Below are 23,841 nucleotides of genomic sequence, written 5' to 3' on the forward strand. Positions count from 1 at the left end.
TCCCTCTCCTGATGAGTCTTCAGCGTCCTGCCGGAAGCTCGAGCACCGTCAGGAGCCCTGCCTCCGCGGCCGTCAATCGTGGCGCGGCATTCACCAGCGCGTTCGCGGTGGCCCGGTCGCCCGCCACTCCCCCCGGGATTTCCAGCACCAGTCTGGGGTCCGCGTCGATTTCGATGCGGTCCCTTGGATCTTCCGCCCCCACCGCGATGGTCAGCTCCAGGCGCACCCGCTCCTGACCCTCCTCCAATCCCACCACGGACTGGAACATGCCCGCGACGCGGCCTTTCTTCACCACAAATGCGCCGCCGGTGATGTCCTCCTCGGCGAACACGGGCGCGACCTCCTCCTCGAAGTCGTCGCAGTCCAGGCCCAGGCCCAGCGCGGCCAGCGCCGCGGACTCAATCAGGCCCACGTGGCCCAGCTCCTCGCGGTCCACCAGGTCGAAGAACTCCTCCTCCGTCAGGCCCGCGCCCACCTTGCGCTGGAGGGCTTCACGCCGCGTGCGGGCATCCACCACCCGGCTCACCGTCGCCTTGCGCACCGGACCACACACCTGGCCTGCCGTGGCCACCAGCCGATCCAGCACGAAGCCCGGGTTCACGCCGGTGCCCACGATGGCGACGCCGGCCTTCTGCGCCGCGCGCTCCAGCTTCTCCGCCAGCTCCGGGTACTTGAGGTACGGGAACGCCAGCTCCTCGCAGGTGCTCGCCACCGGGAGGCCCAGCTTCAGGGCCTCCATCAGCTGGTCCATCACCTGCGCGAGCCGCGAGCTGGTGGCGTGCAGCACCACCACGCCCTTGCGGCGCCCCACCGCGCGCTCCAGGGATTCGGAGATCTTGAAGCGCGGCCCCGCCTGCCCCAGCACGTCGCCCAGGGGGCGACCCACCAGCGTGGGCTGCGAGTCCACCGCGCCGATGAGCTCCACTTCCTGGGACGACAGGGCCGCCTTGGCAATCTCCTGCCCGATGAACCCCAGCCCCATCACCACGACCGGCACTGGCCCATCAGGGGCTTTAGCCATCGGAAATTGCTCCCGAATTCCAAGGGGTTACAAGCATTTACGGCGGGTAGGGACGCACCATAGAACACGCCTCCGCAGGCAGGCAAGCGTGACGTGGAGTCCGGCGAGCACGGGTTACGGTGAATCTTCAAGGATTCCGGCAGTTTAGCGGTACTGGAAAGCTTGGGGGGGCCTGTCTGGCCGCTCCCGAACCCGGTATAAGACTTTGAGAATCGCGCAGCCCCACTCACTCGGAGTGTACGCACCCATGGCCCGAATCCTCGTGGTGGACGACGACGTGCTGATCCTCTCGGCGCTGTCTCGCATCCTGCAGGCGGAAGGTTACGAGGTCGTGACCCACAGCGACCCCATGCAGGCGGCGCGGGAGCAGGGCTTCGACGTGGTGCTGACGGACTTCATGATGCCGTACCTCAACGGCGTCGAGCTGCTGGCGGCGCTCCGGGAGAAGAACCCCCGGGCGGTGCGGCTGATGCTGACGGCGGCGGCGGACTTCAAGACGGCGTCGGAGGCGGTGAACCGGGGCGAGGTGTTCCGCCTGCTGGGCAAGCCGTGGGCGCTGAGCGAGCTGACGAGCAGCGTGCGGCAGGCGGTGGAGCACCGCCGGCTGGTGGAGGCCAACGCGCGGCTGACGCGCGAGGTGGCGGACAAGAACGAGGAGCTGCTGGAGATCAACCAGGACCTGGAGCGCCGGGTCATCGAGCGCACCGCGGGGCTCCTGGACGGACTCATCAGCGCGCTGGACTACCGGGACACGGAGACGCAGTGGCATTCGCGGCGCGTGTCGCTGTACGCGCGGCGGCTGGCGCAGGAGATTGGCCTCACGGGCCCCGCGTTGGACGTGGTGGAGCAGGGCGCGCTGCTGCACGACATTGGAAAGATTGGCGTGCGGGACTCCATCCTGCTCAAGCCCGGCCCGCTGACGCCGGACGAGTGGGTGGAGATGAAGCAGCACCCGGAGTTCGGCTACCGGATGCTGGCGAAGATGCCCTACCTGCACGAGGCGGCGCTCATCGTCCTGCAGCACCAGGAGCGCTGGGACGGCAAGGGCTACCCGCTGGGGCTCAAGGGCGAGGACATCGTCGTGGGCGCGCGCATCTTCTGTCTCGTGGACACGCTGGATGCCATCACGTCCGACCGCCCCTACCGCAAGGGCCGCCCCATGAGCGTGGCGCGCGACGAGGTCCGCCGCTGCGCGGGCACGCAGTTCGATCCGGCGCTCGCGGAGGCCTTCCTGAACCTGCCGGAGACCGAGTGGGCCCGCATCCGCCGCGAGGTGGAGGTGATGGAGGAGGCGGAGGACCGCCGCTGGAACGGCGGACAGCTCAACGCGAAGGGCGAGACGGAGCCCGCGCGCGCCAGCGGGGCCTGAGGCCCGCATCCTACGGAGCGCGGGTGCCGACGATGACGTCGTCGATGACCGTGCCCTCCAGCAGCGCGTCCACGGTGTCCATGCCGGCGACGACCTGGCCGAACACCGTGTAGCGACCGTCCAGGTGGGGCTGCGGCGCGTGCGTGAAGAAGAACTGGCTGCCGCCGGTGTCCTTGCCCGACAGCGCCATGCCCACGACGCCGCGCGTGTACGGACGGCGCGTCATCTCGCAGCGGATGGAGTGCCCCGGGCCGCCCTCCCCGTCTCCGCGCGGATCTCCCCCCTGCGCGACGAAGTCCGGCACCACGCGGTGGAAGGTGATGCCCCGGAAGTAGCCCCGCTTCGCGAGCGCCACCAGGTTGCCCCCCGTGAGCGGCGCGTCGGGGTCCAGCAGGACGGTGATGTCCCCCTTGCGCGTGCGCAGCGTGAGCGTCGTGCCCGGGGGCGCGGCCGGGGGACGGTAGGTGTCCGCGGGCAGCTCCACGCGGGATGAGCGCACCGGGGCGCCCGTCAGCGTCGTGAGCGATTCGGCCGCCACCCGCCGGACGTTCGCGTGCGGATGGGCGAGCCACTCCCGCAGCCGGGGTTCGGCGGCCCCTCCCTGCAGCGCGACGAGCGCGCCCGCAACCGACTCCGCGAGGTCCGGCTCACCGGGCACGCGCGCCGCCAGGGCCTCCACCGCGGGCAACGCCCCGGTGTCCTTCAGCTTGCCCGCCGTGGCTGCGGCGAGCCCCGCCACCACCGCGTCGTCTCCCGCGATGAGGGCCCGCACCGGGGCCGAGGCTTCCGGCACCGGTCGCTCGGACAGCGCGTCCAGCGCCGCGCCGCGCACCAGGGGACTTTCGTGGTTCAGCAGCGGCACCGCGAAGGCGGCACCGGCGGAGGAGCCGCTCTTGCCCGGCGGTGATGCGACGGAGGACGCGGCACCGGACGTTGGGGCGCCGTGGCCCGACGCCGCGGAAGCCGCTGGCGTGAAGCGCGCCACCTCGTGCAGGCCCAGCGACAGGCGCCGGGGTTCGGAGACCCGGCCGAAGCCGCACCCACGGACCTGCGCCAGCTCGCCCGTCTGTCGGTCCATCGCCGCGGCGAACCGGCAGTCCAGCCACGCGAGATCCTCGCGCGCTTCGTCGGACACCGCGCTCCGGTCGGCGTCCGCCAGCGCACGGCGGAAGCGGCTCAACAGGGGCTGACCGCTGAGCGGCAGCCCCTGCTGCGCGACCGCCAGCAGGGCATGGGCCTGCGCCGCGTTCCCCGAGGCCACCCGCGACACCTTGCCTTCGAGCGTGGTCAGGGCGCTCAGGGGAAGGCACCGGGTCCCTTCGTCGGGCGGGCACTTCGCCCCCCACTTCGCCAGCGTCCGCGCCGCCTCCGCCGCCACGCGCGGCGTCGCGTCTTCGAGCAACGGCGCCAACACCTGCGTGTCAGCGACTCCGCCCACGTCCCCTAGCCCCTTCGCGCAGAGCGCCCGTACGTCCGGATCCGCGTCACCCGCGCAGGCTCGCAACGCGGGCACCGCGTCCGGGCGCTTCGCCGTCGCCAGGAGGTAGGCACCGCCGTAGCGCACCACCTGGGGACGCTCGGGCTGCGTCAGCGCCACCATCGTCGGCAGGGGCACCCCCGCCACCGAGGGAGCCCCGGCCTTGCGCGCCGCCACGCCCAGGGCCTTCGCCGCGGGCGCCGCCCAGACACCGTCCGGCGGGGACAGGCGCGCCGTCAGCGCCTCCACCGCGCCGGGCGTGGCCAGCTTGCCCAGCGACTCCAGCAGCGTGGCGCGCACCGTGGCGTCGGCCTCCGTGGACTCGGCCTGGACCAGGGCGTCGGTCAGCGCCGCCCGGGCCTCGTCCAGCAGGGGCTCCCACGACAGCCCCAGCTCCCCCGCCGCGAACGCCGCTTCGTCGCGCACGGTCGCGTCCGGGGCCGTCAGGCCGGAGCGCACCGCGTCCAGCGTCGTCACGTCCTGGATGCGCGCGAGCGCCCGCAGGGCACGGCGCCGGACCGCCGGGTCCGGGGCCACCGTGGCGAGTCGTACGAGCTCTCCCCCACCCAGCGAGCGGCGGTCCTCCCAGTCCGCGATCCGCTCCAGGGTGGCATCTGGAGGCCCTCCCACGTCGGTCGGCGGCACCGCGCGCACACACGCGGTCAACAGGAGGAGGCCAGTGGACACGGCGGCGGGCAGACGGGCCATGTCGGGAGGGGGTAGGTCAATTCCCCGCGAAAATCCAGGGGTTATGGCGCTGAACGGGTTTGACACGCGCGCGCGAGGGCCGGGAAGATGCCGGGCCGTTCCCCCCTCCCGGAGCACCGGCCCTGAACTGCCCAGGCTGCAACAGCAAGGTCGCGGACGACACCGCCATCTGCCCCGAATGTGACTACATCATCGACCAGTCCTTCCTCGCGGGCGCCGAGGAAGAGGCTGCCGATGACGTGAGCACCGGGGTCGGACCGCAGCCGAAGTCGCGCCCCTCCGCCCCCGTCCCGCGCGCGCGCCCGGCCCCGGCCCGTCCCAAACCGGGCGCCCGTGCGGCCCCGCCGTCCAGCGATGACTCCACCAACGTGCGGAGCATGGACGACATCGCCAAGGAGCGCGCTGCGCGTCCCCCGACGCGCAGCGGGCCCGCCGCGAAGGCCGCTCCGGCGCGAAGCACCGCCGCCCGCCGCGCTCCCGCCCCGGCCCCCGTGTCCCGCGACGAGGACGACCTGGACTCCGACGGCGGCGCGTCCGACCCCTGGGCTCGCGAAGGGCGCGACCCGGGCGCCAGCCGGGCCCCCATCGAGGATCCGGAGGTCCTGCTGGCCGACGCGCGCTCGTTCCTGGGCGAGCTGGAGGGCGCGGACCGCATCGCCTTCTGGGGCGCGGCGCTGGTGGTGCTCTCCTGCTTCATGCCCTGGAAGGAGACGGCCGAGGACGGGGACTTCCTGGGCCTCATCAGTCTGGGCTTCATCTCGTTCCTCTTCGCCGTCTCCACGATGGTGTTCGTCGGCATCCGGGTGCGCAACACCATGGCCTGGGTGAACCCCATGTTGCCGTGGGGCGCGCAGACGGCGAGCAGCGTCATCTGTCTCGTCTGGTCGCTCGTCTTCCTGAAGCTGTCGTCGGACACGCACATGGTGCCGTCGCCGCTCGGCAACTCGGAGATGATGAACTCATCGCCGAGCATCGGCTGTTTCCTGGGCGTGCTGGGCGCGGTGGTCGCGCTGCTCGGGAGCCTGATGGGCCTGCGCCGCCCGGCGGATTAGCGATTGGCCACGGGCCCCGGCGGCGAGGATTTCGCTGCCGTGCCGGCCGGGAGGCGGGCTACCGTCGCCGGCCACCATGTCCGACGCCACGCCCCTCTCCCGCCTCCTCGATGCGCTGGGCTCGGCCGTCGTGGGCCAGCCCCGCGTCCTCGCCGACCTGGTGACGGCCTTCCTCGCGCGGGGCCACGTGCTGCTGGAGGGCGTGCCCGGCGTCGCCAAGACGCTCACCGCGCGCAGCATGGCCGGCGCCCTGGGGCTGTCCTTCTCCCGCGTGCAGTTCACGCCGGACCTGATGCCCGCGGACATCCTGGGCACCAACATCTTCCAGCCCCAGTCCCAGTCCTTCCGCCTCATGAAGGGCCCCGTCTTCACGGAGGTCCTGGTCGCGGATGAGATCAACCGCACCCCGCCCAAGACGCAGGCGGCGCTGCTGGAGGCCATGGAGGAGCGGCAGGTCACCATCGACGGCGTCACCCACCCGCTGCCGCCGCACTTCTTCGTCGTCGCCACGCAGAACCCGCTGGAGCTGGAGGGCACCTATCCCCTCCCCGAGGCGCAGCTGGATCGCTTCCTCATGCGCGTGCGCGTGGGCTACCCGGACGCGGACTCGGAGACGTCGCTGCTGCGCGCCTACCACCAGCGCGAGGGCAAGCCGCCCGGCGTGTCGCGCGTGCTGGATGCCGCCACGCTGACGGAGCTCCAGGACCGCGCGGCCCGCGTCGCGTGCGACGACTCCATCCTCCAGTACGTCGTGCAGCTGGTGCGCGACACCCGGGCCCACCCGCGCGTGCGCCTGGGCGCGAGCCCCCGCGCGGCGCAGGCCCTGCTCGCGGCCTCCAAGGCGCACGCGGCGCTCAAGGGCACCGACTTCGTCACCCCGGACGACGTGAAGGCCGTGGCCTCCAGCGTCCTCAACCACCGCCTCCTGCTCAAGGCCGAGGCGGAGGTGGAGGGCGTCACCGCGGACGACGTCCTCCGGCAGATGCTCGAACGGGTGCGAGTGCCCCGGTGAGCGTCGGGCGTCCCGTCCCCACCGGCCTCGCCGTGGCGCTGTTCGCCGGGGCGCTCGTGCCCGCGGCGCTCACGGTGGCGAGCCCCGCGTTCGGGTGGCTGGCGCTCGCGGTGGACGTCGCCGTCCTGCTGCTGTGCGCGGTGGACTTCGCGCGCGCCCCCCGGGCGGAGCACGTCGAAGCGCGCCGCGAGGTGGAGCCCATCCTCTCCTCCGGCGTGGACAACGCCGTGCGCTGGGTGCTGCACGCGCGCACCGACGGCACCGTGCGCGGAGAGCTGCGCGACGAGCCGCCCCTGGACGTGGAGAGCCACGGCCACCGCCAGCCCTTCACGCTGGAGGCCGGCGCGTCCCCCACCCTGCTGACGTACCGCGTGCGTCCGCCGTCTCGGGGCGATGCGCGCTTCGGGGACGTGCACCTGCGCCTGCTGGGGCCGCTGGGCCTGTGCTCGCGGCAGGTGCGCCTGCCCGCGTCCCGGGACGTGAAGGTGTATCCGGACCTGAGCGCCCTCTCACGCGAAGCGCTGACGCTGGCGCGCGCGTCGGAGGCCGTGTCCGCGCGCACGCAGCGCCGCAAGGCCATGGAGGGACGCGAGTTCGAGTCCCTGCGCGAGTACCGCCCGGGCGACGACTTCCGCCACATCGACTGGAAGTCCTCCGCGCGCCACGGCCACACGCTGGTGCGCACGTGGCAACCGGAGCGTCACCAGCCGGTGCTGCTGCTGCTGGACTGCGGCCGTCACATGGCGGGCCGCGTGCAGGGACGGCGCAAGCTGGACCACGCGGTGGACGCGGCGCTGAGGCTCGCGCGCGTGAGCCTGGACGCGGGCGACGTGGTGGGCGTCGTGGCCTTCGCCAGCGACGTGCGCGCCTTCCTCCCCCCGCGCAAGGGCGCCGAACACCTGCGCCTCATCACCGAGTCCCTCTACCGCGCCGAGGCCGGCCTGGAGGAGAGCGACTACGGCCGCGCGTTCGACTTCGCCTTCGCCCGCCAGACGCGCCGCGCGCTGGTGGTGCTCTTCACCGACCTGGTGGATCCGGACGCGTCCGCCACGCTCCTCACGCGCACGCTGGCCCTGCGGCCCCGGCACCTGCCCGTCGTCGCGTCGCTGCTGGATGAGGACCTGGAGGCCGCCGCCACCGACGTGCCCGGCGACGCGACGGCCGCCTACGCGCGCCAGGTCGCCGTGCGCATGGAGGCCGAATACCGCCGCACCGCCACCACGCTGCGGGACGCCGGGGCCCTGGTGGTGCGCGCGCCGGCCCGCGCGTTCGGCGCCGCCGCGCTCAACGCGTACCTGGACGTGAAGGCGCGCGGGCGGCTCTGAAACACGCGCGGCTCCGTGGAGTGCGCCAGGGGCATTCGTCAAGACCTTTGGACACGCATTGGAACATTTCACCGGACGCGTGAGCGCGCGCGAAACGCTCCGCCGAACAGCGTGCTTGCCAATCGCGCGGAGGCCGAGTTTTCGGCCTCGCGGAGGACCCCCTTTACAGATGCGGATCGCTCACCAGAATGGCGCGCCTCAATCGTCCGCGCACGTGCGCGAGCGCTTCAAACCACGGATGGGAGGCGGGACTTGGCGGAGGTCGCGAGGGGTTTGAGGGTGCAGGTGGAGGCGGACGCCGCGGCCGTCGCGGCCCGGGCAGCGGAGGAACTGGTGGCGGCGGCCCTGACGCCCTTCCACGAGCGGCTGCTGGCCGAAGAGCTGCTCGCGCGCAGCGGTGACACGCAGCAGCGGCTGGCCAACGCCCTGTCCGAAGCGAAGGTGGACCTGAACCCCCACCAGGTCGAAGCGGCGATGTTCGCGATGGACGCGCTGTCGCGCGGCGGCTGCATGCTGGCGGACGAGGTGGGCCTGGGGAAGACCATCGAGGCGGGCCTCGTCGTCGCCCAGCTCATGGCCGAGGGCAAGAACCGCATCCTCATCCTGGCGCCCGCGGTGCTGCGCGCGCAGTGGAACGCGGAATTGCGTGAGAAGTTCGACCTGGACAGCGTGCTGGTGGACGGCCGCAACGTCCGGGCCCACAACAACTGCTTCGACCAGCCCTTCCCCGTCATCTGCTCGCACCCGTTCGCCGCCAACCGCGTGAACCTGCTGGCGGAGATTCCGTGGGACCTGGTCATCATCGACGAGGCCCACCGGCTCCGGAACGCGCACCGGCCCAACAACAAGATGGGGCAGGCGCTGCGCGCGGGGCTCGCGGGCCGGCCCAAGCTGCTGCTCACCGCGACGCCGCTCCAGAACAACCTGATGGAGCTGTTCGGCCTGATGTCGCTGCTGGACGAGCAGATCTTGGGGCCCGAGCACGCCTTCCGCAGCCGCTACCGCGCGGACGAGGGCGGCGGCATGACGGAGGCCGCCGCCTGCGAGCTCAAGGAGCGGCTGGCCCCGGTGGTGCAACGCACGCTGCGCCGCCAGGTGCGCGAGTACGTGCGCTACACCAACCGCCGCAGCATCGTGGAGGACTTCAACCCGTCCCCCGAGGAGCACGACCTCTACGAGAAGGTCAGCGAGTACCTGCAGCGCTCCGAAGTGGCGGCCATCGAGCCGGGCAAGAAGACGCTGCTGACGCTGTGCTACCGCAAGCTGCTGGCCTCCTCCACCTTCGCCATCGCGCCCACGCTGCGCAAGCTGTCGGAGAACCTCCAGAAGCGCCTGGAGGCCGCGCGCCTGGGCCAGCAGGCCCTGGCCCTCTTCGAACCGGAGGAGGCCAGGCAGTTCGTGGAGGAAGGCGAGGAGTGGTCCGACGACCCCGCCAAGGCCCCCGCGGTGCGCACGCTGGAGCAGGAGGTCTGGGAGCTGCGGCAGTACGCGGACCTGGCGGACTCCATCCGCATCAACGCCAAGGGCGAGGCGCTCAAGCGCGCGCTGGATCGCACCTTCGCGGTGATGCGCACGCACAGCTGGCCGGAGAAGGCGCTCATCTTCACGGAGTCCAAGCGCACGCAGCAGTACCTGTTCAACCTGCTGTCGGAGCATGGCTACCAGGACAAGATCTCGCTGCTGTCCGGGGACTCGGGCAGCACGCCCGAGGAGCGCAAGGCCCTGGTGGACGACTTCCGCAACCGCACGCAGATCCTCATCTGCACCGAGGCGGGCGCGGAGGGCTTGAACCTCCAGTTCTGCAACCTGGTCGTGAACTACGACCTGCCGTGGAACCCGCAGCGGGTGGAGCAGCGCATTGGCCGCTGCCACCGCTACGGCCAGCAGCGCGACGTGCTGGTGGTGAACTTCCTCAACCGGCAGAACGCGGCGGACGCGCGCCTGTTCGAATTGCTGGAGAAGAAGCTCAACCTCTTCGACGGCGTCTTCGGCGCGTCGGATGAAATCCTGGGCGCGCTGGAGAGCGGCGTCGACTTCGAGCGGCGCGTGCTGGACATCTACCAGTCCTGCCGCAACCCGGCCGACATCAACATCGCCTTCGACAAGCTGCGCGAGGAGCTGGAAGGCGCCATCACCCAGCGCATGACGGAGATGAAGTCCGTGGTGCTGGAGCGCTTCGACGGCGACGTGCGCCGCCGGCTGCGCGTGGCCGGTGACCAGGCCAAGGAGGTGGTGGCCCGCCGCCAGCAGGAGGCGCGCGCCCTCACCGGCTCCGTGCTGGGCAGCCGCACCTCCGGCCGGCTCCAGGTGGCCAAGGCCGCATACGCCGTGCGCGACCGCACCCAGGACGCCGTCAGCTACCTGCAGCTGGACGCGGCGGGGCTGCCCTCCCGGCTGGCGCGGCTGGCCGGCTGCGAGGGCTGGTGGTTCGCCTACAAGTTCGAGATCACCGGCCTCAAGCCCGAAGAGAAGCTGGTGCACCTGGTGCTGGTGAAGGACCGCGACGGCGGCTTCCGGGCCCTGCCGCTGACGGACGGTGTCCACTTCACGAAGCTCGACGCCAAGGAAGAGAAGCGCCGCCAGCCCGCGCCGGTGTCGGTCCAGCTCATGCAAGAGCAGTCGCTCATGACCGCCAAGGATGAGCTGATCCGGGCCGCCGAGCGCCGCAATGCCCTGGAGCTGGACAAGGCCCGTGAGCGCGCGGACCGCTACGTCGAGGACTGCCTGATGGAGTCGCGCGAGGTGGTGGAGGCCGCGCGGCAGACGTGGATTGAAGCGCGCAAGGAAGTCGCCGGCGTGGACGACACCGCGGAGCGCGCGAAGGCGCGGGCGCACTCGGACCGGATGGAGCGCGAGTACCGGCGCAAGCTGGCGTCGCTGCGCAACGAAGAGGAGAAGCGCTACGCCGCCAAGGACCGGCAGATGGCGGAGCTGGCACAGAAGGGGCGCGTGACGGAGAAGCGCACCCTCATCGCGTCCGCGTACTTCTGGCTGTCGTAGCCACGCCGTGTCTGGCGTCGCCTGACGTCACCTGATGTCAGGGCCCCTGGCCTCCCAGGGGCTTGAGCCGCACCCACGTCGCGCCCCACCCGCCGTCCGCCTCCGAGGCGCTCCGGAAGCCCTCCACCTCCGGCAGCGTGGGCAGCAACGCCTGCACCGTGCGCCGCAGCGCGCCCGTGCCCTTGCCGTGGATGATGCGCACGTCGAGCACGCCCCTCTGCTGGCAGGCCCAGAGGTACTCGGTGACGAGGTCCTTCACGTCGCGAGGCTGGAAGAGATGCAGGTCGAGGTTGCCGTCGACCGGAATTTCTACGGCCTCGTCCTCATCGGGCGGGGGCTCCGGCCCCTCCGGTGGCAGGTGCAGGGGTGGTTTTCGCCGGGTCACCGTAGCGGGCCTCCTCCTGACGCTTCTTCTCTTCCGCCGCCAGCCGCTGACGCTCGCGCGCGAGCCGGAACTCTTCCTTGAGGCTGGTGAGCTCCCCCTTCAGCGAGGAGATCTCCGTCGACACGGCGCCCTGCTGCTCGGTGCCCGCGTCTTCCGGATGCTTGCCTGCCCGCTTGCCTTCCGCGCCGGCACCGCCAGCGGTGGTCATCTGCATCAGCAGGGCAGCCAGGGTCATCGCCTTCATGGGCTTTCACGTAAGCAAGCGGCGTGCTCGCGCGCAAGTCATGTCGCGTGGGCCACGCTGCGCTGGCCGCCCTCCTCCTTGTGTGACACGACGCGTTGCGCGAGCCGGATGGCGGACAGGGGAGCGCTCCCTTCCGCCTTGTTGTTGATGGTCACGAAGACGGGCCGCTCGCGCCGCACCGCCGCCATGCACACGCGCGCCAGCACGTCGCGGGTGCCCACGTCTTCGTCCACCAGCCTGTTGAACGGGGCGTAGCGGGCGCGCGCCTCCTCGTAGCCCAGGTTGGGCGGCAGCATCCACCGCACGACGACGGCGCGGGACTCGAAGGCCCGGGTGAGCTTCGCCTGCCGCGCGACGGGCGGCATGTGGGCCCAGACCGCGAGCACGGGGCTGACGCCGGTGTCCGCGAGCGCCTGCGCGAAGCCCTCCGTCAGCAGCTCCTCGTTGCGGACCTCCACGGCGTACAGGGGCCCCCGGGGCAGCGCGGAGAAGAACGCGTGCAGCCGCTCCACGAAGCGCGCGGGGCCTCCGAGCGAGGCCGGATCCTGCGGTGGGAACTGGAAGACGAGCGGGCCCGCCTTGTCCCCCAGGCCCTCCATGAACGGCCCCACCACGTGGTCCACCGCGTAGGCGGCCTGGAGGAAGCGGTCGTTCACCTGCCCCCGGTGCGCGCCGTAGCGCTCGTGCACCGGGAAGCGCGCCAGCGTGCAGGCCTCGTGGGCCTTCACGAGGAAGCGGAAGCCGTCCGGGACCTGCTGGGCGTAGTCGGCGAAGGCGGTGGCGGGCACGGGCGCGTAGAACGTCCGGTCGATGCCCACCGTGCGCAGCACCGGGTGGTGCGCGTAGGCGCCCAGGCCCTCCTTCGCGAGCTGGGGGGTGCTGGCCTCGTGGTCGTAGACGAGGCCCGTCCACCCCGGGAACGTCCACGACGAGGTGCCCAGGTAGACGCCCTGGGGAAGCTGCTCGCCCAGCACTCGCAGGTCGTCGGGCACCGGGGCCGGGCCCAGGGGCTGGGTGCGGCGCCGGGACGACACGGGGGCTTCCTCCAGCGCGCCGGTGAAGAGGTCGAACTGGGCGGGTCGTCGCGAGGCGCTCATGCAGTCAGCTCCCTTCCTACGGAGGTCCGGGTGAGGCCCAGGGAGTAATCCCGAAGCCCACACAATGCAGGAGGTTGCCTCGAATCCGGGTGACGTTCCAGGTTTCCGGCACGCCCACCAGCCAGCCGGCCACGAAGCGTCGGACAGCGGAAGTCTCCCCTCGCGGCTCCGCCCTTCGCCGCCCCCTCGCTGGCGCCGCTCAAGCCAGACGTCCCGGGAGCCCTGTCCCAGCGTGAGAGGCTTCCAGACTCGCGGGTGTCTGGGATTGAAGAGGCGCCGGGCGCCCGGCCCTGCCCGCTCCCTGGGGTCGGATGCCCTCCTCACGACCTCCCCCCTCCTGCGAAGCCTGTCGTTTCGCGGTAAGCTCATGAAACCGTTGAATCCATTCATTCCACTGGAAAAGTGGATGAGGGCTGCAACGGGCGGGGGGTGTCCATGGATTGGTCTCTGACGGCATCCCTGCTCGCGGAACGCGATGTGCGTCCCATTGCCGTGATGGACAGGCGGGGGCGCATCGAGCTGGCCAATGGAGCGCTCACATCGCTGCTGGGGCGTCCCCGCGAGGAGCTGCTGGGCCGGCGATGGACGGAGGTGTGCACGCCCCGGGAGCAGGGCCGGGAGGTGGGCCAGGCACTGCGCGCGGTCTTCACCAGCGCCGAACACCGGTTGGAGACCGAGGTGCTCACGCGCGTGGGAGAGCGCCTGGCGGTGGAGCTGGACGTCGCGGCCGTGGGACGGCCACCGCTGCGGCTGGTGGCCATCATCACCCGCTCCGGGCCCCTGCTTCCCATGCCTCTGCCCATCCCCATGCCTCGACAGGCGCAGGCCCATGCGGAGCCCGGCCAGGGCCAGGACCTGAGCTATGAAATCTCCACCGAGCTGGAGACCTTCGGGACGCTCAAGTCCGTCTGGCGCGCCGGCCAGATGGAGCACGAGGACATGGTGGGGCGCCCGTGCTTCGGCGCCTTCGCCCACCGCGACGCCCCCTGCCAGGACTGCCCGTTGACGGCGGTGGCCCCCATGTCCTGGCCCCACACCATCGTCCGCCAGGCCTCCGCCGCCAGCGAGGGCTTCGAGGTCGTCACCGCCACCCCCACGGGTGTCGGCACCGCGCGCGTCAGCGTGCACACGATCGGGGACACCACCCTCACCGGCCTCTTCGAGGCGAAGGTGCGCAGGCTGGCGCGCGCCGCGCGACTGTCGGAGCGCGAAGGCGATGTCTTGCGTTACCTCGCGCTCGGCCGCTCACCCACCGACATCTCGACCGTGCTTGGCATTACCGAGCGCACCGTAAAATTCCATCAGGCCAATCTCTTGCGGAAGCTGGGCGCGGAAACACGGTTTGACCTGCTTCGCCTGTTCTTCTGACCAGGGCACCTTCCCCGTGGGACAGCTTCCAGCTTCCTGACATTGCGACATGCTGGTGGTTCGACTCCGGAGTCCTGCGAGTCGGGGGGGCCGTTGCCCATGGGCAGCGCCAGGCAGAACCCATCCATTGAAACGCCAGGGGTGCGCGCCTTCGCGGAAGGGGGCCCCGTCCGTGGGTGACACTCCGGGTTGGGACGACGTGATGCGGGAGTTCCTGCTCGAGTCCCGCGAGCACGTGCAGTCCATCGAGGCGACGGTGTTGGAGCTGGAGGCGCAGCCGGGCTCGCAGGCCCTGCTGGCGCAGTTGTTCCGCAGCCTGCACACCGTGAAGGGCACCTGCGGCTTCCTGGGCTTCACCCGCCTGGAGGGGCTGATGCACTCCGCGGAGGAGCTGCTGGGGCTCGCGCGGGACAAGCGCTTCGCGCTGGACCGCGAGCGCGTGTCCACCCTGCTGGCCCTGGCGGACGCGGCGCGCGGGGCGCTGGAGCACATCGAGGCGACGGGCATGGAGCCCGCGGTGGACCACTCCGCGCTGCTCGCCCGGCTGGCGGGCGCGGCGGCGGCGGCCGTTCCGCTGGAGGCCCCGGAGGCGCCGCCCATCCCGGGCGTCCTGCCCTGGCGCGGCTCCGCCACCGGGGTGGACTCCAAGCTGCGCGTGGACGTGGCGCTGCTGGACCGGCTGATGAACCTGATGGGCGAGCTGGTGCTGGCGCGCAACCGCATCCTCCAGTGCGCGACGGGCCCCACGCCGGGCGCGGACCTGGCCACCGCGTCACAGCGCCTGGACGTCGTCACCACGCAGGTGCAGCAGGTGGTGATGAAGACGCGGCTCCAGCCGGTGGGCCAGGTGTGGAACCGCTTCCCCCGGCTGGTGCGGGAGCTTGCGCACGGGTGCGGCAAGCAGGTGCGGTTGCAACTCCAGGGCGCGGACACGGAGCTGGACAAGACGCTGGTGGAGGCGCTGCATGATCCGCTCACCCACCTGCTGCGCAACGCCGTGGACCACGGCGTGGAGACGCCCGAGCAGCGCCGCCAGCGCGGCAAGCCGCCCGTGGGGTGCGTGACGCTGAGCGCGTCGCACGAGGGCGGGCTCGTGCACCTGGGGATGTCCGACGACGGCGCGGGCATCGACGTGCAGCGCGTGCGGCAGGTCGCCGTGCAGCGGGGCCTGCTGACGTCCGACCAGGCCGCGCGGCTGTCGGACGCGGACGCGCTGCTGCTCATCTTCATGCCGGGCTTCAGCACCGCCGAGCGCGTCACGTCGCTGTCCGGACGGGGCGTGGGCATGGACGTGGTGCGCACGCAGGTGGAGCGCATTGGCGGCACCGTGGAGGTGCACAGCCGCCAGGGCCAGGGCACGACGTTCACGCTCAAGATTCCCCTCACGCTGGCCATCATCCCCGCGCTCCTCGTCACCTGCCGGGGGGACCGCTACGCCCTGCCCCAGGCGAGCCTGCGCGAGGTGGTGTGGCTGGAGCCCGCGCAGGCCCGGCGCGACATCACCCGCCTCCAGGACGCCTCCGTGCTGCGCCTCCGCGGGGAGCTGCTGCCGCTGGTGGTGCTCGCCTCGGAGCTGGGCGTGGGGCCCGCCGCGCCGGACCTGGACGGGGGGGCCACCCTCGTCGTGCTGCAGGCCGGGGAGCGCACCTTCGGGCTGTGGGTGGACGCCATCCACGACACCGAGGAGATCGTCGTCAAGCCGCTGTGGAAGCACCTCAAGGGGCTGTCCTGCTACGCGGGCGCGACGGTGCTGGGCGACGGGCGCGTGGCCCTCATCCTGGACGCGATGGGCCTGGGCCGCCGCGTGGGCGCCGTCAGCGAGGCCCCCACCCAGCTCGTCCCAGAGGCCGCGCCCCCAATGGCCCCGGCGCCGGAGGACCCGCGCGAGCGGGTGCTGCTGTGCCGCACCGGCGCGGAGGGCCGCGTGGCCATCCCCCTGTCGCGCGTGGCCCGGCTGGAGGAGCTGCCCCTCACGGAGGTGGAGCACCTGAGCGGAGGCATGGAGCTGGCGCGCTACCACGGCCAGCTGCTGCCCCTGGTGCGCGTGGCCTCCGTGCTGGAGGGAGGCGCCAGCGCGACCGCCCGGCTCTCCCAGGGGCTGCGCCACGCGGCGGAGTCCTCGCTGTCCGTCGTCGTCACCACGCACGCGGACACGCGGGTGGGGCTGGTGGTGGACGCCATCCTGGACGTCGCGGAGGTGGAGGTGGCGCTCCAGCGCGAGACGCGCCGCGCGGGCGTGCTGGGCTCCATGGTGGTGCTGGACCGGGCCACCGAGTTCCTGGACGTGGAGGGCGCCGTGCGCGCCATCCACCCGGAGCTGCTCGCGGGCGGTGCGCCGTGATCATCCTGCGCCAGCTGTGCACCTTCTCCGTAGGCGAGCACCTGTTCGGCCTGGACATCGAACGGGTGCAGGAGATCCTCCTGCCGCCCCCGCTCACGCGCGTCCCCGGGGCGCCGCCGGAGGTCGCGGGGCTGCTCAACCTGCGCGGGCAGATCGTCCCCGCCATCGACCTGCGCCGCCGTCTGGAATTGCCAGAGGGCACCGCCCCCTCGGACGCGCCCCACGTCGTCCTGCGCGGCGATGACGGCGCGGTGAGCCTGCGCGTGGATGCCATTGGCGACATCCTCCCCCTGGAGGACGCGGCCCTCGCCCCGCTGCCGGACAACCTGCGCGGCGCGCTGCGCACGATGCTGCTGGGCGTCCACGCGCTGCCGGATCGCCTGCTGCTGGTGTTGTCCTCGGACGCGGTGGTGGACGGACTCGCGCCCGCCACCCCTTCCCCCTCCCCTTCCTACCCTGCGCTTCCCCAGGAGTCCCGCTGATGGCCCGCACCGCCGCGCCCGCCGTGAAGACCACGCTCTTCCAACGCCTGGGGGGCAAGGCCGCCCTCACGGCCACCGTCCAGAAGCTCTACGCCCGGGTGATGACGGACGCCCAGCTCAAGCCGCTCTTCCGCCGCGCGGACCTGGTCGCCCTGCAACGCCAGATGATCGCCTTCCTCACCCAGCACCTGGGTGGGCCTGGCGTCTATCGCGGCCCGCCGATGCGCGAACTGCACGCGGAGCTGGACCTGCGGCCGCACCACTTCGAGCGCGTCGCCGAGCACCTGGCCTCCGTGCTGGATGAGCTGGACGTGTCCGGCCCCGTCGCCCGCGAGGTGCTGGCCGCGGTGGGGACGCAGGAGGAGGACCGCGCGCGCAGGCCCGCCCTGAAGCGCGCTCCGGTGAAGGGCCGCCGCGCCGCCGTGGCGAAGCCCTCCCGCCGTCGCGCGGCGTCGCCCCTGTCCGGCGCGGGGAGCGAAGCCCTGCTCGACGCGGCGCGGGTCAACGTGCTCGTGCTGGACGCGGACCTGGAGATCGTCTTCGCGAACGCCGCCTCCACCGAAGCCATCGAGCGCATCGAGCAGACGGCGTCGCTCCATGCCAGCGGCGTGGAGGAGGCGGGAGGCGACTTCCTGTCCCGCTTCGAGCAGCAGCTGCGTCGCGAGGAGTCGCGGCTGAGCACGCCTTCGGCGCTGCCGCACGAGGCCATCTTCCCCGTGGGCGACGCCATGCTCAAGGCGCGCGTGGACGGCCTCTCCGGAAAGGGCGGGGACCTCACCGGCTACGTGGTGACGTGGGAGGACATCACGGAGCGGCTGCGCGCGGACACGGAGATGGCGCGCCTGAGGGCCATGCTGGAGAACGCCCCCACCTGCGTGATGGTGGCCGACAAGGACCTGAAGATCGTCTACCTGAACCCGGCCTCGCGCCGCCTGTTGCAGCGGGTGGAGAAGCACCTGCCCGTCACCGCGGACCGGGTGCTCGGCGCCACCATCGACATCTTCCACAAGGACGTGGCGTACCAGCGGAAGATTTTGGCCAACGACAAGAACCTCCCGGTGCGCGCGAACATCCCCATCGGGCCGGAGATCGCGGACCTGCTGGTGACGGCGGTGTACGACGGCCAGGGCCGCTACCTGGGGCCCATGGTGACGTGGGAGCTCATCACGGAGAAGCTGGCCGTGCAGCAGCGCGAGCAGGACCTGGACACCACCCTGCGCGGCGTCTTCCAGGAGGTGACGCAGCACTCGAAGACGCTCGCGGCGTCCTCGCAGGAGCTGTCCAGCGTCAGCCAGCAGATGGTGAGCAACGCGCAGGAGACCGCGGCGCAGGCCACCCAGGTGTCCGCGGGCGCCGAACAGGTGAGCCGCAACGTGCAGAGCGTCGCGTCCGGCATGGAGGAGGTCAACGCGAACATCCGCGAGGTGGCGCGCAACGCGAGCAGCGCCGCCAAGGTGGCGTCGTCCGCCGTGGAGCTGGCGGACAAGACCTCCGTCATCGTCGGCAAGCTGGGCACCAGCAGCCTGGAGATTGGCAAGGTCATCAAGGTCATCACCTCCATCGCGCAGCAGACGAACCTCCTGGCGCTCAACGCGACCATCGAGGCGGCCCGCGCGGGCGAGGCCGGCCGGGGCTTCGCGGTGGTGGCCAACGAGGTGAAGGAGCTGGCGCGCGAGACGGCCCGCGCGACGGAGGACATCGGGCAGAAGATTGGCGCCATCCAGGACGACACCGAGGAGGTGGTCAACGCCATCCTGGAGATTGGCGCCACCATCGGGCGCATCAATGAATTGCAGACGTCCATCGCATCGTCGGTGGAGGAGCAGACGGCCACGGCGGGGGAGATCCTCCGCAACGTGGGCGAGGCGGCCAAGGGCAGCCAGCAGATCTCCGAGAACATGGCCGCCGTCGCGGAGGCCGCGCGCAGCACCACCGAGGGCGCGGGCAGCACACAGCGCTCCGCCGTGGAGCTGGCCCACATGGCGCAGTCGCTGCAACGGCTGGTCGTGCAGGTGGACACCACCGACAAGACCCAGCGGTCGAAGTAGCGCACCGCGCGGACGGAGGAGACCCAGGCGCGTGAGGACCGGACTGAGACGTTGGTGGGAGTTGGGACAGGTCGCGCGGGCCTCCACGCGGCTGCGCCGTGGGGCCAGGCCCCAGGAGGCGGAGGACGCGCGGCGGGAGCTGGCCGAGCGGCTCCTCGGGCTGCGCGGGCTGCCCCAGAAGGTGGGGCAGGTGCTCACGATCGCGGAGCTGGGCTCCCAGACGCCGGGGTTCGGCTCGCTCGCGGAGGCCCCCTCCCCGCTCGCGCCGGAGGCCGCGCTGGCGGAGCTCTCCCGCCGGCTGGGACAGCCGTGGCGGCAGGTGTTCACGTCGCTGGATGGCGGGGGCATCGCCGCGTCGCTGGGCCAGGTGCACCGGGGCGTGTTGCAGGACGGGCGCGCGGTGGCGGTGAAGCTGCGGCACCCGGGCATCGCGGACGCCGTGCGCTCCGACCTGCGCGCCCTGGGCTGGCTGGCGGCGCCCCTGGGCGGCTGGCGCGGGAAGCTGGACCTGTCCGCCTACCGGCACGAGCTGGCGCAAATGCTCCAGCAGGAGCTGGACTACCACCACGAGGCCCGGCTGCTGCGCGAAGCCGGCGCGCGCATGGCGGACGTGCCGGGGGTGGTGGTGCCCGTGCCCGTGGACGCGTTGATCCGCGAGGACCTGCTGGTGATGTCCTGGGTGGACGGCGAGCCCCTCTCCGAGGCACGGCGCTGGAGCGAAGCGGACCGGCGCGCGCTGTCCACCACGCTGGTGCGGCTGTTCCTCCACGGCCTCTTCACCTGGGGCGCGCTGCACGCGGATCCACACCCCGGCAACTACCGCGTGTCCCGGGGGCCGGAGGGAGGGCCGCGGCTGGGGGTGCTCGACTTCGGCTGCGTGAAGGCCCTGCCCGCCGAGCTGACGACGGGCCTGGGGCGGCTGCTCTCACTGCTGCGGGCACCCGGGTCCGAACCGGAGCCGCGCATGCTCCTGGCCGCGTGGGTCACGCTGGGCTTCACGCCGGAGCTGCTGGAGCCCATGGCGGAGGTGCTGCCCGCCGTCAGCCGCGTGCTCCTGGAGCCCTTCCTCCAGGAGGGCCCGTTCCACGTCGCGCGATGGCGCCTGGGGGAGCGGCTCACCGAGGCGCTGGGCCCCCACCGCTGGAACTTCCGGGCCGCGGGCCCCGCGTCGCTGCTCTTCGTCCTGCGAGCCTTCCACGGGCTGGTGCGCCACCTGGACGTGCTGGAGGCCCCCATCGCGTGGGGACCGCTGCTGGACGAGGCGCGCGCCCCGTCGCTGCCACCGCCGCCCCTGCCACCGGAGGCGCACGCGGCAGGCACCGCGCGCTACCTGCGCGTGCGGGTGATGGAGGGGGCGCACACGCGGGTGGCGCTGACCTTCCGCGCGGAGGTGACGGCGCACCTGGAGGAGCTGTTGCCAGAGGGCCTGGGGCCCCGGCTGGCGGCGCGTGGCCTGGACCCAGCGGCCATCGCCGCGTCAGCGGTGGCGGCGGGCCTGCGGCCGTCGGAGCTGTTCCACCTGGACGAGGGCGAGCGCCACGTCCGGGTGTGGCTGGAATGAACCGGAACCAAGGAGGCGGCGGATGGTCACCATTGGCATGAACTACGAAGTGCGTGAGGGCAAGGCGGACGCCTTCGAGCGGAAGTTCGCGCTCGTGCTGGAGGCGATGCGCACCCTGCCCACGCATGCGCGAACGGAGCTGTTCCGGAGCGTGGGGGCGCCCGGGCGCTACCTCATCGTCTCCGAGTGGCACAGCCGCGAGGGCTTCGACGCCTTCATCGCGTCCGAGGCCTTCCACCGGGTGACGGACTGGGGCGCCAGCGCCATCCTGGCGGGCCGGCCCCGGCACGAGGTGTACGGCGCGGACACGTCCCCCAGCGTCCCGACGGGCCGCTGCCCGGTCGCGCACGCGGCCCGGTGAGGCGCCCCCTCATGAGCGCCATCCGGGTCCTGGTGGTGGACGACGCGGCCGTGGTCCGGCGCCAGGTGTCCCTGCTGCTGGGCAGCGACCCCGGCCTGGAGGTCGTCGCCACCGCCGCCAATGGCCGCATCGCGCTGGCGAAGGTGGAGCAGTTCCAGCCGGACGTGGTGCTGCTGGACCTGGAGATGCCGGAGCTGGATGGCCTTGAGACGCTGAAGCTCTTGCGGCAGCGCTCGCCGGAGCTGGCGGTGGTGATGTTCAGCGCGCTCACCGAACGCGCGGGCGTGCTGACGCTGGAGGCGCTGTCGCTGGGGGCGCGCGACTACGTGACGAAGCCCACGTCCTCCGGCGGGCTGAACGTCACCGTGGAGGCGGTGCGCGACGAGCTGGTGCGCAAGCTCAAGGCCCTCAACGTGCGCGCGTCCCCCGTGGCGGGCCCGGCGCTGGCGCCCCGGGTGCATCCGCCCAGGCCCCAGGGGTCCGCGCGGGTGGAGATCATCGTCATGGGCGCGTCCACCGGAGGCCCGGGCGCGCTGGTGCGCGTGGTGTCCGCGCTGCCTGCGGACCTGTCCGTGCCGGTGCTCATCGTGCAGCACATGCCGCCCCTCTTCACCCGGCTGCTCGCGGAGCGGCTGGAGGGCGCGAGCAAGCTGCGCGTGCGCGAGGCCGTGTCGGGGGAGCAGGTGCGGCCCGGCTCGGTGTGGGTCGCGCCCGGGGACTTCCACCTGTCGCTCACCGGGGATGCCACCGGCGTGCGGCTGCTCACCCATCAGGCGCCGCCGGAGAACGCCTGCCGGCCGGCGGTGGACGTGCTCTTCCGCTCGGCGGTGGACGTGTATGGCGCGGGCGTGCTCGCGGTGGTGCTCACCGGCATGGGGCAGGACGGGCTGCGCGGCTGCCGGCGGGTGGATGAGGCGGGCGGTCAGGTGGTGGTGCAGGACCAGGCCAGCTGCGTCATCGGCGGGATGCCGGGCGCGGTGGAGCAGGCGGGGCTGGCGGATGGCGTGACGTCCCTGGACGGGATGGCCGCGGAGCTGGTGCGGCGCGTGGAAGCGCGCGGGCGGAGGAGCTGAGCATGCCCCTGCTCTACGACGACTTCGCGTGGCTGCGGCAGCGCGTGCTGCGCCTGTCCGGGCTCGTGCTGGGGCACGACACGCACGCGCTGGTGGAGACGCGGCTCGCGTCGCTCGTGCGCGAGGAGCGGGTCGCGGACGTCACCGCCCTGGTGGCCCGGCTGCGCGCCCAGCCCGACGGCAGCCCCCTCCATCAGCGGCTGGCGGAGGCGCTGGCCAACCACGAGACGGCCTTCTTCCGGGACGCGGCGGTGTTCGACGCCCTGCGCTCCACCGTGCTGCCGGCCCTGCTGGCGCGGCGCGGAAGGACGCGCACGCTGCGCATCTGGTGCGCGGCGTGCGCCTACGGCCAGGAGCCCTACAGCGTCGCGATGACGCTGGCGGAGACGGGGCTGCTCATCACCGGCTGGACGGTGCGCATCCTCGCCACCGACTTCTCCACCCGCGCCCTGGTGCGCGCCAGCGAGGCCCGCTACGACGCGCAGGAGATCCACCGGGGCCTGACACCCCTCCTGCGCCAGCGCTACTTCCACGCGGAGCGCGACGGGTGGCGGCTGAACGAACGGGTGCGCAAGCCGGTGGAGTTCCGGCCGCTCAACCTGATGGAGGACTTCCCACCGGAGGCCCCCGTGGACCTCGTCTTCCTTCGCAACGTGATGATCTACTGGGACGGGCCCACCCGGCGCGCGGTGCTCGCCCGCGTGCGGCGGATGCTGCACCCGGACGGCTACCTGGTGCTGGGCGCCGCGGAGGCCGCCCCCCTGGCGGAGGACGGCTTCTCCCGCAGCCTCATCGGACAGACGAGCTGGTATCGCCCCGCGCCCCTCCCCGCCGCGCTGGAGGAGGCGTCAGGGCGCGCGCACCCGCGTCCGGGCGCTACACCTTGAGGCGGATGGCCCCGGGCAGCAGCGTCATCGTGCAGGGCAGCCGGCCCGGCGTCTCGCCGTCCACGTCCAGGAACACGTCGCCCGTCTCCGACTCCGCGTGGAGCGTGCGGCACTGGAAGCGCCGCGTGCCCTTCCAGGTGACGTGGTCGCCGTTGTAGACGCCCTTCGACTTGAGGACGAAGTCGCTCAGCTTGTAGTGGGACCAGAGCGTGATGTCGAAGAGGCCGTCGTGCGTGAGCGCGTCCGGGGCGACGAACATGCCGCTGCCGAAGTAGCGGCCATTGGCCACGGCCACGGTGGTGACGCTCACCGTCTCCGCCGGCTTGTCATCCAGCGTCAGGCGTACCTGCTGCTCGGTGTACTTCACCAGGCCCTTCACGGTGCCCCACATGAAGCTCAGGTGGCCGCCCAGCGCCTTGCTGCCGGAGTTCACCTCGCGCGCCACCACCGCGCTCACGCCGAACGAGGCGATGTTGGCGAAGAAGCGCGTGGCGGGCTTGCCGTCGTTGTCGATGAAGTCCAGCCGGCCCACGTCGAAGGGCTCCGTCTTCTCCGTGCGCAGCCGCTCCAGCGCGGACGTCAGCTCCAGGTCCCACCCGAACGTGCGGCGGAAGTCGCCGCCGGTGCCCCGGGGCAACAGGCCCAGCGCCGCCTGGGGGTTGATGACCTGACCGTCGCGGAAGAAGCCGTTGGTGACCTCGTTGAGGGTGCCGTCGCCCCCCACGGCGACGATGCACTCGTAGCCGTCGTCGATGGCCTGCCGCGCCAGCCGCGCCGCATCCATGCCGCCGCTGGTGAAGCCGTGCCCGAACTCACCGAGCACCCGGCCCACCTGCGCGGAGATCTCCACCCATCGCTTCCCCGTCTGCCCGTTGGCGCTGCGCGGGTTGACCACGAGGAACGTCTTCATTCAGTGCCTTCTCCCTGCAAGACGCGCTTGTTTACGCGGTTGTGCGCCGGGGCTCCACTCCATGACCCACCATGACGGCCTTCAGCCAGGGTGTTTGTCACCCCGGCCGTGCCATGCTGG

19 protein-coding genes are annotated in these 23,841 nt (G+C 72.2%); 13 read left to right on the forward strand and 6 right to left on the reverse strand.

Going from position 1 to position 23,841, the window contains the following annotated elements; translation table 11 throughout:
• Window positions 1-19: 19 nt before the first annotated feature.
• Entirely contained in the window at window positions 20-1,021 is a 1,002-nt protein-coding gene (locus tag OV207_RS05255; RefSeq protein ID WP_267553112.1) for a dihydrodipicolinate reductase, read from the reverse strand.
• 247 nt (window positions 1,022-1,268) lie between these two features.
• Here OV207_RS05255 and OV207_RS05260 point away from each other — a divergent pair, with 247 nt between their 5' ends.
• On the forward strand, window positions 1,269-2,390 hold the full coding sequence (locus tag OV207_RS05260) for an HD domain-containing phosphohydrolase (RefSeq protein WP_267553114.1): 1,122 nt from the start codon (window positions 1,269-1,271) through the stop codon (window positions 2,388-2,390).
• A gap of 10 nt (window positions 2,391-2,400) precedes the next feature.
• Here the strand turns inward: OV207_RS05260 and OV207_RS05265 are convergent, their stop codons facing one another.
• Window positions 2,401-4,575, reverse strand: coding sequence for a peptidylprolyl isomerase (locus OV207_RS05265; protein WP_267553115.1), 2,175 nt, complete (start codon window positions 4,573-4,575; stop codon window positions 2,401-2,403).
• A gap of 59 nt (window positions 4,576-4,634) precedes the next feature.
• Here OV207_RS05265 and OV207_RS05270 point away from each other — a divergent pair, with 59 nt between their 5' ends.
• From OV207_RS05270 to OV207_RS05285, 4 genes are all read left to right on the forward strand, one after another.
• Complete coding sequence (locus OV207_RS05270; protein WP_267553116.1) at window positions 4,635-5,627, forward strand: hypothetical protein; 993 nt, start codon at window positions 4,635-4,637, stop codon at window positions 5,625-5,627.
• A 76-nt stretch (window positions 5,628-5,703) separates the two neighbouring features.
• A complete protein-coding gene (locus OV207_RS05275) occupies window positions 5,704-6,639 on the forward strand; it encodes an AAA family ATPase (protein ID WP_267553118.1) in 936 nt (311 codons plus the stop codon).
• Complete coding sequence (locus tag OV207_RS05280) at window positions 6,636-7,964, forward strand: DUF58 domain-containing protein (protein ID WP_267553120.1); 1,329 nt, start codon at window positions 6,636-6,638, stop codon at window positions 7,962-7,964. The genes OV207_RS05275 and OV207_RS05280 overlap by 4 nt, the downstream gene beginning before the upstream one ends.
• Window positions 7,965-8,216: 252 nt before the next feature.
• Window positions 8,217-10,964 (forward strand): SNF2-related protein, encoded by a 2,748-nt coding sequence (locus OV207_RS05285; RefSeq protein ID WP_267553122.1) that lies wholly within the window; start codon window positions 8,217-8,219, stop codon window positions 10,962-10,964.
• A 37-nt stretch (window positions 10,965-11,001) separates the two neighbouring features.
• Here OV207_RS05285 and OV207_RS05290 read toward each other — a convergent pair whose 3' ends face one another.
• The 3 genes from OV207_RS05290 to OV207_RS05300 are packed head-to-tail and all read right to left on the reverse strand — an operon-like array spanning window position 11,002 to window position 12,690.
• Window positions 11,002-11,349, reverse strand: coding sequence for a Smr/MutS family protein (locus tag OV207_RS05290; RefSeq protein ID WP_267553124.1), 348 nt, complete (start codon window positions 11,347-11,349; stop codon window positions 11,002-11,004).
• Window positions 11,288-11,593: a hypothetical protein gene (locus OV207_RS05295; protein ID WP_193428631.1), complete on the reverse strand. Its 306-nt coding sequence runs from the start codon at window positions 11,591-11,593 to the stop codon at window positions 11,288-11,290. Before OV207_RS05295 ends, OV207_RS05290 begins: the two co-directional genes overlap by 62 nt.
• A gap of 38 nt (window positions 11,594-11,631) precedes the next feature.
• Window positions 11,632-12,690 carry a DUF72 domain-containing protein gene (locus tag OV207_RS05300; RefSeq protein ID WP_267553126.1) on the reverse strand — a complete coding sequence of 353 codons (1,059 nt, stop codon included), beginning with the start codon at window positions 12,688-12,690 and terminating at the stop codon, window positions 11,632-11,634.
• Between the two features lie 477 nt (window positions 12,691-13,167).
• Here OV207_RS05300 and OV207_RS05305 point away from each other — a divergent pair, with 477 nt between their 5' ends.
• The 8 genes from OV207_RS05305 (at window position 13,168) to OV207_RS05340 (ending at window position 22,811) form a co-directional block, all read left to right on the forward strand.
• The gene (locus OV207_RS05305; RefSeq protein ID WP_267553128.1) at window positions 13,168-14,058 is read left to right on the forward strand and encodes a PAS and helix-turn-helix domain-containing protein; all 891 of its coding nucleotides are present in this window, start codon (window positions 13,168-13,170) and stop codon (window positions 14,056-14,058) included.
• Between the two features lie 172 nt (window positions 14,059-14,230).
• On the forward strand, window positions 14,231-16,399 hold the full coding sequence (locus tag OV207_RS05310) for a chemotaxis protein CheA (RefSeq protein ID WP_267553129.1): 2,169 nt from the start codon (window positions 14,231-14,233) through the stop codon (window positions 16,397-16,399).
• Window positions 16,396-16,881 (forward strand): chemotaxis protein CheW, encoded by a 486-nt coding sequence (locus OV207_RS05315; RefSeq protein ID WP_267553130.1) that lies wholly within the window; start codon window positions 16,396-16,398, stop codon window positions 16,879-16,881. Before OV207_RS05310 ends, OV207_RS05315 begins: the two co-directional genes overlap by 4 nt.
• Entirely contained in the window at window positions 16,881-18,929 is a 2,049-nt protein-coding gene (locus OV207_RS05320) for a methyl-accepting chemotaxis protein (protein ID WP_267553132.1), read from the forward strand. Before OV207_RS05315 ends, OV207_RS05320 begins: the two co-directional genes overlap by 1 nt.
• Before the next feature lie 31 nt (window positions 18,930-18,960).
• Entirely contained in the window at window positions 18,961-20,490 is a 1,530-nt protein-coding gene (locus tag OV207_RS05325) for an AarF/UbiB family protein (RefSeq protein ID WP_267553133.1), read from the forward strand.
• Between the two features lie 22 nt (window positions 20,491-20,512).
• A complete protein-coding gene (locus tag OV207_RS05330) occupies window positions 20,513-20,851 on the forward strand; it encodes an antibiotic biosynthesis monooxygenase family protein (RefSeq protein ID WP_267553135.1) in 339 nt (112 codons plus the stop codon).
• Between the two features lie 11 nt (window positions 20,852-20,862).
• On the forward strand, window positions 20,863-21,924 hold the full coding sequence (cheB, locus tag OV207_RS05335) for a chemotaxis-specific protein-glutamate methyltransferase CheB (protein ID WP_267553136.1): 1,062 nt from the start codon (window positions 20,863-20,865) through the stop codon (window positions 21,922-21,924).
• Window positions 21,925-21,926: 2 nt separating this feature from the next.
• Complete coding sequence (locus OV207_RS05340) at window positions 21,927-22,811, forward strand: CheR family methyltransferase (RefSeq protein ID WP_267553138.1); 885 nt, start codon at window positions 21,927-21,929, stop codon at window positions 22,809-22,811.
• On the opposite strand, the gene OV207_RS05345 is transcribed toward OV207_RS05340, so the two are convergent.
• Complete coding sequence (locus OV207_RS05345; protein WP_193428621.1) at window positions 22,801-23,721, reverse strand: diacylglycerol/lipid kinase family protein; 921 nt, start codon at window positions 23,719-23,721, stop codon at window positions 22,801-22,803. The two genes, OV207_RS05340 and OV207_RS05345, sit on opposite strands and share 11 nt — an antisense overlap.
• Between the last annotated feature and the right edge of the window lie 120 nt (window positions 23,722-23,841).

The sequence above is a fragment of the Corallococcus sp. BB11-1 genome (assembly GCF_026626625.1).
Classification (GTDB): domain Bacteria; phylum Myxococcota; class Myxococcia; order Myxococcales; family Myxococcaceae; genus Corallococcus; species Corallococcus soli.